Annotated in this window: 15 protein-coding genes and 3 tRNA genes; 5 read left to right on the top strand and 13 right to left on the bottom strand. The window is 38.8% G+C overall.

Annotated features, from left to right (window positions below; translation table 11 throughout):
- The first annotated feature begins 7 nt into the window (after window positions 1–7).
- The 5 genes from BDR01S_RS20890 (at window position 8) to BDR01S_RS20910 (ending at window position 4,139) form a co-directional block, all read left to right on the top strand.
- Window positions 8–559 (top strand): DMSO/selenate family reductase complex B subunit, encoded by a 552-nt coding sequence (locus BDR01S_RS20890; RefSeq protein WP_066249045.1) that lies wholly within the window; start codon window positions 8–10, stop codon window positions 557–559.
- Between the two features lie 30 nt (window positions 560–589).
- Complete coding sequence (locus tag BDR01S_RS20895) at window positions 590–1,456, top strand: dimethyl sulfoxide reductase anchor subunit family protein (protein ID WP_066249047.1); 867 nt, start codon at window positions 590–592, stop codon at window positions 1,454–1,456.
- 135 nt (window positions 1,457–1,591) lie between these two features.
- Complete coding sequence (locus BDR01S_RS20900) at window positions 1,592–2,518, top strand: 4Fe-4S dicluster domain-containing protein (protein ID WP_066249050.1); 927 nt, start codon at window positions 1,592–1,594, stop codon at window positions 2,516–2,518.
- Entirely contained in the window at window positions 2,508–2,702 is a 195-nt protein-coding gene (gene tatA / locus BDR01S_RS20905) for a twin-arginine translocase TatA/TatE family subunit (protein ID WP_066249052.1), read from the top strand. Before BDR01S_RS20900 ends, tatA begins: the two co-directional genes overlap by 11 nt.
- Before the next feature lie 147 nt (window positions 2,703–2,849).
- The gene (locus BDR01S_RS20910) at window positions 2,850–4,139 is read left to right on the top strand and encodes a radical SAM protein (RefSeq protein WP_066249054.1); all 1,290 of its coding nucleotides are present in this window, start codon (window positions 2,850–2,852) and stop codon (window positions 4,137–4,139) included.
- A 336-nt stretch (window positions 4,140–4,475) separates the two neighbouring features.
- On the opposite strand, the gene deoD is transcribed toward BDR01S_RS20910, so the two are convergent.
- From deoD to BDR01S_RS20970, 13 genes are all read right to left on the bottom strand, one after another.
- Window positions 4,476–5,195 (bottom strand): purine-nucleoside phosphorylase, encoded by a 720-nt coding sequence (gene deoD, locus BDR01S_RS20915; protein WP_066249056.1) that lies wholly within the window; start codon window positions 5,193–5,195, stop codon window positions 4,476–4,478.
- A gap of 82 nt (window positions 5,196–5,277) precedes the next feature.
- Complete coding sequence (rlmH, locus tag BDR01S_RS20920) at window positions 5,278–5,757, bottom strand: 23S rRNA (pseudouridine(1915)-N(3))-methyltransferase RlmH (RefSeq protein ID WP_066249058.1); 480 nt, start codon at window positions 5,755–5,757, stop codon at window positions 5,278–5,280.
- A gap of 101 nt (window positions 5,758–5,858) precedes the next feature.
- Window positions 5,859–6,017 carry a CxxH/CxxC protein gene (locus BDR01S_RS25030; protein ID WP_066249060.1) on the bottom strand — a complete coding sequence of 53 codons (159 nt, stop codon included), beginning with the start codon at window positions 6,015–6,017 and terminating at the stop codon, window positions 5,859–5,861.
- A 149-nt stretch (window positions 6,018–6,166) separates the two neighbouring features.
- On the bottom strand, window positions 6,167–7,408 hold the full coding sequence (locus BDR01S_RS20925) for a S1C family serine protease (protein ID WP_066249063.1): 1,242 nt from the start codon (window positions 7,406–7,408) through the stop codon (window positions 6,167–6,169).
- A 200-nt stretch (window positions 7,409–7,608) separates the two neighbouring features.
- Window positions 7,609–8,403: an MBL fold metallo-hydrolase gene (locus BDR01S_RS20930; RefSeq protein ID WP_066249065.1), complete on the bottom strand. Its 795-nt coding sequence runs from the start codon at window positions 8,401–8,403 to the stop codon at window positions 7,609–7,611.
- 6 nt (window positions 8,404–8,409) lie between these two features.
- Window positions 8,410–9,210, bottom strand: a complete 801-nt coding sequence (locus BDR01S_RS20935; RefSeq protein ID WP_066249068.1) for a two-component system regulatory protein YycI — start codon at window positions 9,208–9,210, stop codon at window positions 8,410–8,412.
- Window positions 9,197–10,519 carry a YycH family regulatory protein gene (locus BDR01S_RS20940; RefSeq protein WP_066249072.1) on the bottom strand — a complete coding sequence of 441 codons (1,323 nt, stop codon included), beginning with the start codon at window positions 10,517–10,519 and terminating at the stop codon, window positions 9,197–9,199. Before BDR01S_RS20940 ends, BDR01S_RS20935 begins: the two co-directional genes overlap by 14 nt.
- On the bottom strand, window positions 10,516–12,342 hold the full coding sequence (gene walK / locus BDR01S_RS20945; RefSeq protein WP_066249075.1) for a cell wall metabolism sensor histidine kinase WalK: 1,827 nt from the start codon (window positions 12,340–12,342) through the stop codon (window positions 10,516–10,518). Before walK ends, BDR01S_RS20940 begins: the two co-directional genes overlap by 4 nt.
- A gap of 5 nt (window positions 12,343–12,347) precedes the next feature.
- Window positions 12,348–13,058, bottom strand: coding sequence for a response regulator YycF (yycF, locus tag BDR01S_RS20950; protein ID WP_066249077.1), 711 nt, complete (start codon window positions 13,056–13,058; stop codon window positions 12,348–12,350).
- Between the two features lie 187 nt (window positions 13,059–13,245).
- Window positions 13,246–14,667 (bottom strand): peptidoglycan DD-metalloendopeptidase family protein, encoded by a 1,422-nt coding sequence (locus BDR01S_RS20955; RefSeq protein WP_066249080.1) that lies wholly within the window; start codon window positions 14,665–14,667, stop codon window positions 13,246–13,248.
- A gap of 232 nt (window positions 14,668–14,899) precedes the next feature.
- Window positions 14,900–14,972: transfer RNA gene (locus tag BDR01S_RS20960), tRNA-Phe, on the bottom strand.
- Window positions 14,973–15,112: 140 nt separating this feature from the next.
- A tRNA-Asp gene (locus tag BDR01S_RS20965) sits at window positions 15,113–15,189 on the bottom strand.
- Window positions 15,190–15,254: 65 nt separating this feature from the next.
- A tRNA-Glu gene (locus BDR01S_RS20970) sits at window positions 15,255–15,326 on the bottom strand.
- Window positions 15,327–15,367 lie beyond the last annotated feature (41 nt).

A 15,367-nucleotide genomic window follows, 5' to 3' on the forward strand; every position in this document is an offset into this window, starting at 1 on the left:
ACTTCTTATGGGGCAAAAAGGTTTCTATTATAATTCAGTAGTTTGTACCGGATGTAAAGCCTGCCAAATTTCATGCAAAGATAAGAATGATTTAAAAGTAGGAGAACTGTTTAGAAAAGTATATTCATTTGAAGGTGGAACATTTCCTAATGTATGGGGATACTACCTTTCCTTAGGGTGTAATCACTGTGAGCATCCAAAATGTGCTGAAAACTGTCCTACAGGTGCCATTTATAAGCGGGAAAAAGATGGTTTAGTTGTTCAAGATCGGGAAAAATGTATCGGCTGTAAAATGTGTATTTGGTCCTGCCCTTACGGACGTCCGCAATATCTCGAAGAAGAGGGTAAATGTGGAAAATGCGACGGTTGTGCAGACCTCGTTGATCAAGGTCAAAATCCAGCCTGTGTGGATTCCTGTCCAATGAGAGCAATCGAGTTTGGTGATATCGATGAGCTTCGAAAGAAGTATGGGGCTAATGCTGATTTGAAGGTTCTTGTTAATTCCAGTATGACCCATCCTTCCATCACCATTCATGCTAAGGAAGAGGCTATGAAATAGGAGAAACCATATTAAAAGGAGGTTATTTGTATGTTTGCTGAAGAATGGCCATTGCTGACATTTACTCTCCTCACACAGTTAGCGGTTGGCTCATATATATTTTTCGTAATGATCAGGTCCTCGAATAAGAAGCGATGCAACAATCTTGGTATCACGGTTACGAAACGCGGAATGTTTCTGATTGGTCCAGTGATGTTGGTGGCATTGATTTTTTCAGTGTTCCACTTAGGCACTCCATTTGGAGCTTATCGTTCTATTTTGAATCTGGATTCGTCCTGGTTGAGTAGGGAAATCTTATTTTCAGGTGGATTCTTTGCACTTTGGATCGTCTCCTATTATTTAGATCGTAAAGGCGCCTGGAATCAAATGGTCGGCTGGATTACTTCCATTGTAGGCATAGGTGCTATTTTCTGTATGGCAAGTATTTATACTGCCTCTATCAGACCAGCATGGACAGATGCGAATACCTATTTAGCGTTTTATGGGACAACGCTCGTCTTTGGAGCTGCCGCTTCAATGGTTAGCATCTTGTTATGCAAAGAGGCAAAATCGGAAGAATTTATGGGTGTAGTCAAGAGAATTGGATTGACTGGTTTAGGTGTGATTTTCATTCAATTAATCTATTTACCAGTTTATGTAGCAGGCCTGCCCGTTGATGGAGGCCAGGCTGGTGTTGAATCTGTTGGTTTGATAACAGGAACATATGCTTTTCCAACAATCATTCGATGGGTTTTATCAACTATTGGTTTAGCCATGATTGGATTTATATTTAGTCGAGAAATGGAGCAGAAAGCAAAGTTTAAATTCTATTATGCTGCATTCGTTTTTGTTTTAGTAGGTGAATTTTTAGGCAGGTACATTTTCTATGGAATCGGAGTATCCATTATCGTTGGTTAGATTCCATTTATATTAACATTATCAGGGGAGTTGATTTCAATCCTATCCCCTGATATTTCATTATTTCATGAATCATGTATGGTAAGCATCAATAAAGCAATGACCTGCTAGAATACAGTGGATGGGGTGAATTCGATGGGCTTATTGAGCAAATGGATCGAAAGTTTGGATTATCAATATGAAATATCATCTTACTGCACTCGTTATGTCAGCCCTCATTCAACTTGTGGACAATGTGTAAATTCCTGTGAAATGAAGGCGATCGAATTGGTCAATGGCAAGCCTGTCATTAATCATAAAAATTGCAATGAGTGTGGAAATTGCATTTCTGATTGTCCTGTCCAAGCGATTGCGGGCATTTATCCAAAAAGAACCATCATTCAAAATGAACTTGTTGTTCAGAGTCAAAAGATACCGACAGTGAAAGAACTGCTCATTTTATATAAAAAAGGGGTCAAGACGATAGTTGGAGAAAAATCCTCCTTAATAGAATGGTGGAAAGAGCCGATTGATGAGGCAAATGACCTGTTAAAACAACTTAATGAAGCCCCTTTTTCTATTTCAGTTAAATCGATCGAGGAAGAACGGTATTTTTCAAGAAGAGAATTATTCTCCCTTTGGAAGAATGAGAGCAAGTCCGCTATGAAACAGGCAGCACCAGCAAAATGGCGTTTCAATCAAAATGATTTGCATTTGCCAAAATATTATCGGGATTATCAATTTGCTAGAATCACGATCAATAGTGAAAAATGTATGCTATGTACTGCTTGTCAAAAACTTTGTCAGAATAAATGCCTTAATATTACAGAAGGACATTTCTCTCTTTTATCCCAAGGTTGTTCCTCATGTCAGCTTTGTGTCGATATTTGTCCTGAAAAGGCAATAATCGTGGAGAATCAGATTGCAAAAGCAGAAGAAACATTGCTTCCTATTTACCAAAAGGTTTGCACTGTTTGCCAGAAAACATATAGCACATTGCGAGAACATGATGAAAAATGTGTAGCGTGCAGGAAACAAGAAAGTTTCAAAAAATCGAAAGAAGGTAATCACTATGCTTTCTAATATTGGAGTTCCAGGTTTAATACTTGTTTTAGTTCTTGCTTTAATTATTTTCGGTCCTAAAAAGCTTCCTGAAATGGGAAGAGCAGTGGGCCAAACATTAAAGGAATTCAAAAAATCCACAAAAGAATTAGTTGATGATAATGTGGAAACGGTTAAATCCTTAGAAGATACAAAAAAAGCATAGTTCCAAATATTAACTTCGAAAAGTCATCAATGAATTTAGAAAAAATCATCGATTTTATCATATATAATGGATTTCTACGCAACTGTAGGAATCCTGTTTTGTTTAACGTCCTTAATCATACATCATGGAAGTAGGTGCCTTTTTTTTATGTATACAACGATTACAAGAGAAAATATAAATGAAATCCCAAATTCAAGTTTTCGTTCTTATGTAACCCGGTATTTAAATATCGAAGACCGGACGAATCGTACAATTGAAAGCCTTGGTCTTCCTTTTAACAAAGAAGGAAGCAGAATTACTAAGGAAGAGGTGATCAAGGAAGGTGTCGTCTCGAGAAATGGAAAAAAGAGCCTCTATCTAAATTGGATATCCACGGCATGCCAAGCGTGCAGAACGGGTGAAAAAAGCCTGACATCATTCATTTCTTTCAAATGTCATAAGGAGTGTTACTTCTGCTTTAATCCAAATCAAGAAAACTATTCCACTTTTCGCATTAAAGACAATGATCCAATTGCGGACCTGAATCAGCGCCTCCAACATGGTGAAAAGTTTGATCATATTGCTTTAACGGGAGGAGAGCCCCTGCTTCACGCAAAGAAGGTGGTAGAATTCTTTCAATTTGTTGAGGAGAAATTAAAGAATACGTATACCCGGCTTTATACAGCAGGGGATTTGTTGACACCAGAGATTTTAAGTTCGTTAAAAGAAGCCCATTTGAATGAAATTCGATTTAGTATTAAACAAGAAGAAACCATGGAACAAATGGCACAATTATTCCAATTAATGCAGTTGGCAAAGGAATATATCCCATTTGTAGTGGTTGAAATGCCCATCATACCAGGTACTCTTGAGCAAATGAAATCCATTTTACACACCTTAGACGAAATAGGGGTTAATGGTATTAATTTATTAGAATTTTGCTTTCCTATGAGTAATGCTGAAGCCTTTGAAGAACGTGGATTTGACCTTAAATTCCCACCTTTTGAAACCTACTACAATTATTGGTATGCGGGAGGCTTGGCTGTTCATAAAAGTGAAGTGGAATGCTTGGAACTTCTAAAGTATGCTTCAGAGCAATCTCTAAAGTTGGGGGTACATTACTGTTCATTGGAAAATAAACATACTGGACAACTGTATCAGCAAAATAAAAATGTCCGTTTATCTAAGCATTATTCATTTTCAGACAAAGATTTTTTCATTAAATCTGCTAAAGTATTTGGAGACGATAAAAGCGTCGTTTTAAAAGAATTGAAAAAACAAGGCCAAACCAATTTTGAATTAGACGAAGACCATGATAGCTTGCAATTTCCAATCACCTCTATGAAATATTTAAAAGATACCACTTTAGATATTGCCATTTGTTCTTATGTTGCTGAAATGCGCGGCAATGAAGAAGTATTACGTGAGGTCAAAGTAGAGTGGACTTGTCTAAAGTAAGTAATACAATTGGATGACATTAGGGTCAGTCCCACGCTTTAATATCACTTTAAAGCAGCTGGGACTGACCCTAAAATTTTGATAATTTTACAAAGTAAGAGTAAGGAAAAAAGGATGTTTCTTTAATCGAGACATCCTTTTTTTCAGGTTCATTTCATCAAATGGATTATATTCCCTTTCTATTGATTTAAATTTCTATAGCATAATTTTCATAACTCAATTATGATGGCTAGAATTGAAAAAAGAAGTATCAAGGACCCGTTTAGGTTCTTTGGTACTTCTTTAATAAAGTAGACTATGTGCTTTCTATAAAATAACTCATATGGCTCCCATTTCTTATACTATATCTAAAGCTATTTCTATCATCTTTGTAAATGAAGTTTGTCTCTCCTCTTGTGTTGTTTGTTCATGTGTAATCATATGGTCACTTACTGTTAAAATTGTTAATGCTTTAGCTCCAGCACTAGCAGCATTTAAATATAAACTTGTCGTTTCCATTTCTTCCGCTAATATTCCCATCTTAGCCCACATTTCTGTTGCAGTTTGATCAGCATTATAGAAAACATCACTAGATAGTACATTCCCTACATGAACCTTATAATTCTTTTCATCAGCTATTTTCTTAGCTTTCTCTAATAATTCATAAGATGCTGTAATTGGAAATTGACCTGGAAGATTGAATTGATGTGCATAATTTGAGTTTGTTGCTGCTCCCATAGCAAATATAATATCATATAATTTAATATCATTTTGCATAGCCCCACATGAACCTATACGAATTAAATTTTTAACTCCAAAAATATTAATTAGTTCCCATGAATATATCGCCATGCTTGGTGTCCCCATACCGGTACCCATAACAGAAACTTTCTTTCCTTTATATTCACCTGTGTACCCCAGCATACCTCTAATTTCATTAAAAAGAACAGGTTTTTCTAAAAAATTTTCAGCTATAAACTTTGCACGATATGGATCTCCTGGCAATAGTATAGTTTCTGCTATTTCTACTCCATTTGGCTTAATATGTGGTGTTTCTTTTAATTCATTGTTTTTCATTTGATTCTCTCCTTCATATCTTTATATTATTGTTAAACCATATCTTTTTAATCTTTAATTAAATGGTTAGTAAAAAACTCATTTATTTGTGATAAGGTTCATTCCGATTAATCCGAAACGCTCGGTAAATCTGCTCCACAAGTATCAATCTCATCAACTGGTGGGGGAAGGTCATCCGCGAGAATGAAAGTTGTTCATTCGATCGTTTGACGACTTCCTCACTTAAGCCCAACGACCCGCCAATTACAAAGGCAATTTTGCTTTTCCCATAAGTAGCTAGCTTATCTAAAGAATCAGCTAGTTCTTCGGACGAGCTTAATTTCCCTTGTATCGCTAAGGCAATGACATATGTATCCTGGCTGATCTTTGCTAAAATTCGTTCGCCTTCTTTTTGCTTTACCTGGACCATCTCCAACTCACTTAATTCTTCGGGTGCTTTTTCATCTGCCACTTCAATCATTTCAACTTTTGCATACGCAGTTAGTCGTTTTAAATATTCCTCAATACCCTGTTTTAAATATTTCTCTTTCAATTTACCAACGGTAACAATTGAGATATTCACAATCCACAGCCCTTTTCAACTTGATTACAAACAGCTTACAAACAAGTTATCCACAGAAGTTATCCACATATTCACAATTTTTATCCACATCTTGTATGGAATCACTTGTTCGCCACCATATATGTTGCTGGATTTTGACAATATTCACAGCTTGTTGATAAGTTATCCCCATCTACTTTTGATAATACCGGAAATGTCATAAATTCATCCACAATGTCATCTAAGGCAATATCCACATGTTCTTCACAGCTATAAATCATTTTTCAGTTCAACCTTCCTATACATATTCGTTCACGTTATTGTTTACTTTATAGCATCCTGTCATACGAGAGGACAACTAACTTATTCATAATACCACATAAAAAAAACAGGAAAGTGAAATCTTCACCTTCCTGCTAATTATCGAGCATTATTGAGTTGTATCTCCTGTTAATGTTAATGTGGTTTGTTTCAATTTACCTTCACGGTAATATTTAATCTTCATTTGCTCGCCAATTTTCTTTTTCTGATACAAGTGTTTTCGGAGATCGATAACGTCGTTAATTTTTTCTCCGTCCATCTCTACAATAACATCTAACTCTTTCAATCCAGCTTGAGCCGCAGGTGAATTCGGAACGACTTGCCGTAAAGCAACCCCATAATTAATATTACGCGGCAGTTTCAATGCCTCTTCTTGATAGTAGGCTGGAATTTCAGAGACTGATTTCAAATCAACACCCATATATGGACGTTTAACTGTACCAAACTTTTCAAGGTCGTCAATAATTGGACGTGCGGAGTTGATTGGAATGGATAAACCGATACCTTCAACCGCATTTTGGGCAATTTTCATCGAGTTAATTCCAATTAATTGGCCTGCAATATTTATCAAAGCACCGCCGCTGTTTCCAGGATTTATCGCCGCATCGGTTTGTAGTACTTCTGCATTCCAGTCGATTAATCCATCTTGATTAATATCAACGGGAATGGTTCGCTTCAGTCCAGAGATAATTCCTTGTGTGACCGACCCCGAAAAGGTCGCTCCAAGCGGGTTCCCGATGGCGATTACAGGTTCTCCCATTTTTAAACTATCAGAATCACCGAATTCAGCAACCTTTTTAATCTTATCTGCATCGACTTCAAGCACGGCCAAATCCGTCCACACATCACTACCGAGCAGTTTTGCTGGGATCTTTGTGCCGTCACTAAAGCTTACTTCCAGCTTTGTCGCCCCTTCCACGACATGATGGTTGGTGACAACGAAGGCCTTACCTCCAGCCTTCTTATAGACAACACCTGAGCCTGTACCAGCGGCCTCTTCCCCTGATGAACCTGCTTCTTGGTCTGACCAAAAACTCGAGGACTGAATGTTGTTGATTCCCACGACAGCGTCTGCAGCTTTTTCAACTGCTTTCGTTGTATTCGTGTTCACATCATAGGCAATCTGCTTTTGGATGACATTCTGATTATCGCTGGTAGCTGATTCAACTGCATTATTATTGTTTGTTTCAATTTGGTAGGGCAGAATACCACGATTGGATAAGGCCGGAATAGCTATGATAACTAAAATTGCACCAAGTATCGCACCAAATACGCTTGCGAAAAAAATTCCACCCCTGTTTCCTTTCTGTTCCCTGAAGCGGTTTTGTGAATGATCATCATAATAACCCACTTTGCACCATTCCTCACTTTCCGAAAAGATTGCTACCGTTTATTTTGGCTTATAATAACAATTATACTCGTTCAACTTTATATTACTAAATAATAACCTTGTGTTAATCAAAACTTACGACTTTGTTCATAGTTTTTTCATAAATAATAAAAAAAGAATGAAGTGCCTGTAAAATAGGCTCTTCATTCTTTTAAAATACTCTACACGGCCGTTAATGCGGTCGGGATTTTCGGGTCGGTATCATAAATCCCGAATTGTTCGCCTACAATCAGCCCTCGCTCCTGGAGCGTCTGGGTTACGGCCATTTTGGCTAAGTCCTTCATGTTATTGTCCATGCTTAAATGGGCAAGATAAATCCGCTTTGTTTGATCGCCTACTACATCGCTCATTGCGAAGGCTGCGTCCTCATTAGAAACATGGCCAACGTCACTTAAAATCCTTCGTTTAATGTTCCATGGATATCTGCCCATCCGCAGCATTTGAACATCATGGTTGGATTCAAAAATATACACATCGGCATTGGAGATGATCCCTTTCATCCTGTCACTGACATAACCTGTATCAGTGATTAAAACAAGCTTCTTCCCTCCATGATGGAAAACGTAAAACATCGGTTCTGCTGCATCATGTGAAACCCCGAAGGATTCAATATCAACGGCACCAAAGCTCTTCACGGTTTCCATATTGAAAACAAACTTTTGCTCTGTTGGAATGGCGCCGACATTGTGTTCCATCGCCCGCCAGGTTTTTTCATTCGCATAGACCGGCAAATGATACTTACGAGCGAGAATCCCAATTCCTTTAATATGGTCACTATGCTCATGGGTAACAAATATCCCGGAAAGCTTGCTAATATCACGATCGATTTGACTGAACAGCGCCTCCATTTGCTTCCCGCTAAACCCGGCATCCACTAGAAACGAATGTTCATCCGACTCCACATAAAGGGCGTTCCCCGTACTCCCGCTTGCAAGAATGCTATAACTTAAAGACATACTATTTCACTCCACCTTACTATTTCCGTCGCTGTTAAATTGGATAATCTGCCCTTCAAATGCGTTCACAAACAAGCTCTCCTTGCCATCGACCTCAAAGCGCCATGTTGGCGCCAAAACTTGGGAGGCAGCCAACTGAATAAGCGTGGAGTAGCCCAGTTCTATCCTCGTAATGTTGCTCTTCGACTTCAACATCCCTTTCTGGTGCAAAGTTTCAATCGCCTTTAACGGCTGAAGGATTTCTTCTTTGGCTGTTAATTTTTCCATTTCCTCCAGAAGGGTCTGTTCATATGACACAATTTGATTCTTTTCATCTAATTTAAAGGTAATCATTCCATTAATATTTTTATATAAAGGGTAATTCTCTGATTGTTGATAGTAAGTGATCGTTTGATCCTTATCACTTTTCTCACCAAATTGATAATCCTCACTATTAAGGACATTTTTATTTAAAAAGGCAGACAACTCGGCCGGTTCAAACTTTGCAGTTAACTGCAAGGGCTTCTTTAATAAGGCATGAAGCGTGGTTGTCTCTGCTCCGCTAATCACAACAGACTGTCCCTTCAGTTTATCAATATCCACCTTAGTAAACACCTTGGGCTTGGCACTAAGATACTGCGCTTGAATGGGATCTTTGGGAAGATCCTTATAAGTAATCTCATCCGCCTTCAGTTTTTCTTCAAACGAGGCCTCCGTAATGACTTCATATTTATTGGCATCACGGATTTTCATAAATTGAAATAAGAGATAAACATCTAAAATTAAAAACGTGATGATAAAAATTGTTTTTATCTTACTCCAATCCATGCTGCAAACCTCCTAAGTCCTCCATCGTAATCTGTCCCCAGGTTTTGCCATAGCGGTAGAACCAAGCAGGTTCTAAAACGATTAGCTGATTCGCGTCTGTATCCCTTTCCAGAGAATAGCCCAAGACCATTTCCTCAAGAAGACTTGGCTTAAAGTTCTTTTTGTTCTGGATAAATTTCAGTGCATCATGTCCTGATGGGCGAGTTACCTTTTTCATTTCGGTTGTTAGCGGAAGCTCTAATGCAATGTTTGGCCGAATATATTTATTGATTTCATCTCGACCCCACACTTCATTAATTTCAGAAATTCCATTACCGTTAAAGACTGGATAGCCCTCCATGTTGTATAAACGAAAGGTAACGGAGTGCGTAAATTCATTTTTATAAACATAACGATATGGGTCTGTCCAGCCGCCATGTTCATTCACAAAGTCAATGCTTCGTTTTACTAAATCATAAGAACTGTTGACATAATTCTCCTCAACCGTAGGATTGACATAGCGAAGGACATTGCTTTCAGAGTTGACCGTCATTTTACTAGAATCGCTCGTATACTCCTCAACTGGAGGTACAGAGCTTTTTTGTACAAAACTAGGGTCGCTGAACAGGGCATCCTTGAATTCCTCTGGATCAAGAGTAACAGGCAAATACTTATAGGTCGTCATTTCAGTTTCAGTTTCTGGCAGGAAAATCGTTCGCCATTCTGAAGCCTCATAGGCAAAATAGCGTGGGTAATGCTCTGCCTTCTTATAATAATCACGTATAAATTCAGTTAAATTCGCTGAGGAAACGTGGCTAATATACACTTGCTGGTCTTCAGTGGACACAAAATAAACAATCCCATTTTCCTTGTCTGAATTCTCCACATTAATAATGATACGATTAAAGTTGAAGGAAGGTATTTTTTTCGCTTCAATATTTAAGACACTGCGGTATAATTCAATCGGTACTTCTCCCGGGAAAATAATTTCAGTATTGCCGCTCCCATGGGTTAAATCCTTAATATTTTTCACTTCATTTGTATACTTTTTTACATCAAAAAAGGCCCAACTGCTTAATTCCTTACTAACCTTTTCAATTTCATCAGTGTTGTTCGTACCGTAATGCTGACCTTGTACATGATAAATTACCTGATCAGGTCGAATGATTTTTTGGACCTCTTGTTTTTCACTGACTGTGACTTCCTTTACATAGCTGCCATTTTCCATCGTTTTGTAATTGGGCTGGTAAGTCCAAAGACTCCATGTTAAAAGAATACTAACCAAGACTAAAAATGTTAAAATCCCTGATTTAATATTTTCGTATCTCATGACCATTCATCCTCTTCAGAACGTTCATAGGGGAGTGAAAAGGAAATCTTTGTTCCTTTTCCTTCCTCACTGGTTGCCCAAATTGCCCCGCCATGAGCATTAACCATTTCCTTTGCAATGGCCAGACCTAGTCCCGTACCGCCTAATTTCCTTGCTCTCGCTTTATCAACCCGATAAAAACGGTCAAAGATTTTTCCAATATTCTCTTTCGGAATTCCCACGCCTTGGTCACTTACGCTGACAATAATTTTATCGTCCTTTTCTTTAATCGAAAAAGTAACCTGTCCGCCTTCCGGTGAATACTTTAAGGCATTGGAAATAATATTGTATAGGACCTGCGTCATCTTATCTTCATCTACTTCAACAAAGATTGCATGGTTAGGCAGCTTTCGTTTGAATGTAACGTTCTGCTCCTTCGACATTTCCAACCGATCAATGATGCGATTATAGAAATCCACAAAGTTTACCCACTCGATGGTTAACCTGTAATCCGTACTATCCATCTTTGAAAGCTGGAGCAGGTCATTGACAAGACGGATCATTCTTTCCGTTTCGGTCCGCGTCACTTCTAAGAAATTAGGGGCAATCTCCTCATCACGCCATGCTCCATCAGCTAGAGCTTCTAAGTAACTCCTCATCGTGGTCAAAGGTGTCCTCAGTTCATGGGATACATTGGCGACGAACTCTCTGCGTTCAGCCTCAATTTTTTCCTGGTCCGTGATATCATGCAGGACGGCAATGAGCCCATTAACAAAGCCCGTCTCTTTTTGAATCACAGAGAAGTTAGCACGCAGGAAAAAGCGCTCTGTTTTGGTACTGTAATCTAAAATGATCGAATCCTTTTCCTCTAGTAAATCTTCAAAGGAATTGGTATCATCCAAATCTAATAAGGATACGATAGGCTGAGTCAGCACTGTTTCACGTGAAACATTCAGCATTTCTGCCGCAGGTTCATTGATTAAAATAACCCGGCCTTTCCGGTCGGTGGCAATGACTCCATCCGTCATATAAGACAAAACAGAGGACAACTTTCTGCGTTCCCCTTCGGTCATCGCTTGTGCTTCCTGGAGCTTTTTCGTTAAATTATTAAATGTAACGGCCAGTGTCCCAAGTTCATCATTGCCGTACACTTTTACTTTTCTTGAAAAATTACCTTTGGTCATCGCAATGGCCTGCTTCTTCATATCGGCAATCGGCCTTGTGATGGTCTGTGCCAATAATATCCCTAATATGGCTGTAATCGATAAGGCAATCGCTGTCCCTGTTGCAAAAATTCCATTGATGGTTTTCATTTGTTCAAAAACATTCTCAATTTTCGCGACCAAATAAATGGCACCAATGACCTTCTTACCCGATTTAATTGGGGTAGAGAGGACCCAAATCCGATGTCCTGTTTGTTCATCAATATTAATAGAACTTTGGTCCTCTTCTAAAACCATCGATTGCTTCACCTGGAGTTTGGTTGTCCGTTGCCCGACAACCCCTTGATTACTTGGATGAGAGGTACCCAGTATTTTAAGAGATCTGTTTTCAATCACTTGAACTTCAGAAATATCACCTGCATCAAAGTCTCTAAGGATTTTTTTTATATCTTCTTCGAGTGTTGGATCTTCAGGCGTTCTCTCCTTCTCCATTTCCTCGACAATATTATAGGCAAGCAAATCAACCCGTTGTTTTAACGACGTTTGGAAGTTTGTCCGTAGTGTTTCTTCCAACTGTTTGACAAAATACACGCCGATAATTTGCATGGCAACTAGAATAAGGAGGACATAGATGATAACGAATTTTACGTGTATAGAGCGAAAGAAACTAACCTTTCTCATTCATCTTACTCCTGTTCAGGATTCCGCAAATAGTATCCAACCCCGCGGCGTGTGACAATCCACGTTGGGTGACTAGGGCTATCCTCGATTTTTTCCCGCAATCTTCTAACGGTTACATCAACGGTCCTTACATCCCCATAGTAATCATAACCCCATACAGTTTGCAGGAGGTGTTCCCTCGTCATGACCTGTCCAATATGCTTAGCTAAATAGAAAAGCAATTCAAATTCACGGTGCGTAAGCTCAATCGTTTCACCACGTTTTGAAACAACATAGGCATCTGGATGAATGATCAGTGAACCAATTTCAATTTCATTGGTTTCATTCTCTGCATCTGGCTGTGCCAGAATCTGCTGGTGGCGGCGTAAATTAGCTTTTACGCGTGCGATTAATTCCCTTGTGCTAAACGGTTTCGTTACATAATCATCAGCACCAAGTTCAAGTCCAAGGACCTTGTCAATTTCAGAATCCTTTGCTGTCAGCATGATAATCGGCATTTCATACTTTTTACGAACTTCACGGCATACTTCCATCCCGTCGCGTAACGGAAGCATAATATCTAGGAGGATTAAGTCGGGTTGTATTTCATCTACTAACTGAATTGCTTCATTCCCATCATAAGCACAATAGACAATGTATCCTTCCTTTTTTAAGTTAAACTGGAGAATATCTGCAATTGGCTTTTCATCATCCACAACAAGAATTTTCTTTTCCATACCATCTCTCCTTATCATTAAGTCAATCTTATCTATATAATCAAATACACTAGAAGTCATAACTATACTAGTTTACTGTACCATGTTATTCGCCTAAATTCACCTATAACCATTTGGCAGAAATGGAATTACAAAATTATCCATATGGAATAAGAAAAGCCTCTAACATAAGCTAGAGACTCACCTTTTATCTTAAATATGAAAGTGGGTTTACGAGGCTGCCGTTTTTGTATACTTCAAAATGCAAGTGTACTCCTGTAGCATCTCCCGTAGCTCCCATGATTCCAATTGCAGAACCTTTGGAAACCGTCTGACCAACCTTTACCTTCAGTGATGACATGTGCCCATATAGCGTACGGTAACCATTGCGATGGTCAATGACAATTTTATTCCCATAACCGCCGCCCCAGCCAGCCGATACCACCACGCCATTATCGACAGCCTTTATGGTTCGGTCACTTGGTCTGGCAATATCAATGCCTTTGTGCATTCTGCCCCATCTGGGACCTTGCTTGCTAGAAATATATCCGCCAACGGTCGGCCAAGCAAAGCTTCCTTCGCCGCGCGATGGTATTACTTTTGTTCCTTTAATGACAATTTGATCAACAGGCTGTTCAAGGGTGGTCACATTTGACTCTACTTTTTGCACTGTGGCACCATTTTGCTCAGAAATTTTATATGTCACAGAACGTGATCCGCTTTTCCCCTCTTGCTTGACCTTTGTCTTGCCTTTTAGGAGGGAGGAGTCCTCAACTACTTTATTTTGATAAGGAATTGCTTCCTTTTTATTCACTTCTTTATCAACAACTACTTCGATAAACGGTTTTGGAACGGTAATATTAATTTTTCGGCCAATCTTTAAGAGCGCATCCTCGGTTAGGCTCGGATTGATCGCTAAGATTTCCGCTATCTTTAAGTTGTGATTTTGGGCAATTGTTTCTAGGACATCACCCTTTTGAATCACATAGTTCTTTTCTTCTAATGTACCTTTTTGTAAAAAGGTTACAGCTTCATCAGCTGTCATAATCTTTTCTGGAACAATCGTTTCTACAGAAAATGAAACATCTTTTGATAATCGAACATCTAATAAACGAGACTCATTTTCCTTTAATGCTGGCAGTGATGAATTAGATGAATCTTTTCTGGCCTTAAGTTCTGCTAATTGTTGCTCAGGAACATATTGATGGATCAACCTCTTCATTACTTCTTCAGCTGTTTTTTGATTATCAACGTAAACAATGGGCTTACCATCGATGATGATCGCCGCTGCCTCTGTTTGCAGTTGGAATATACTCTTCATTGTTTGACCTGTTTCTTGGTCGTTTGCAGCAGATGGAAATACTTGATATGGAATGTATTGCATTTGTTGACTGATAGTATTCGTGTTATCGACCTTTTCAGCAATTATTTTATTGACTACAGCCTTATCTACAACATTTCCTATATATGTACCGTCAAGATATACTTCATAATCCTTGGTTGATTTGGATGTGTCGGCAAATGCAACCGGACCGTTACTAAAGGCAATAAGCGATGAAGCCATCGTCGTTGCAATTGTTGTTTTGATTAATAACTTTTTCGTTTGTGATATCTTATTTAAAAATAACATTTTTCCTCCCTAAACCACGGTAAAACCCTCTTAATCTAGTGTATAAACTACTAAAGATTTCCCAGTATTTTAGACCTTCTTTACTTTACCATAATATTTTGTAAATAGATTAGTAGTCTTCATAATGTAACAGAATTGTATACTTGCTGACATTTACCTACATTTCATGAAATATTCTAAGTAAAATCCCCATAAAAAAAGAAGCCTGCATATATGCAAGCTTCTCTTTTTATGGCTCAGGACGGAATCGAACCGCCGACACAAGGATTTTCAGTCCTTTGCTCTACCGACTGAGCTACTGAGCCATTCCGGGATATTTCCCTAATCTGTTATTACCGTAAGTCCTTTGCTCAAAAGAACTTTCGTTCTTTTTCGCAGATTGGCGCAGGAGCTTTTTCATCGATGTGAGCAATCTGCTCTACCGACTGAGCTACTGAGCATTTAGTGGCGGTCTGGACGGGACTCGAACCCGCGACCTCCTGCGTGACAGGCAGGCATTCTAACCAACTGAACTACCAGACCAATATTAAATTGATTGTCAGCAAGGAAACCGTCCTTGCCAGCCTCTTCCTGACAATCAAAAGCCATGACCCCTACGGGACTCGAACCCGTGTTACCTCCGTGAAAGGGAGGTGTCTTAACCGCTTGACCAAGGGGCCATATATTGAAAGTTATTTTGCTAAGGCAAAAAACTATGGTG

This window comes from Neobacillus drentensis NBRC 102427 (assembly GCF_001591445.1).
GTDB lineage: Bacteria > Bacillota > Bacilli > Bacillales > Cytobacillaceae > Neobacillus > Neobacillus drentensis.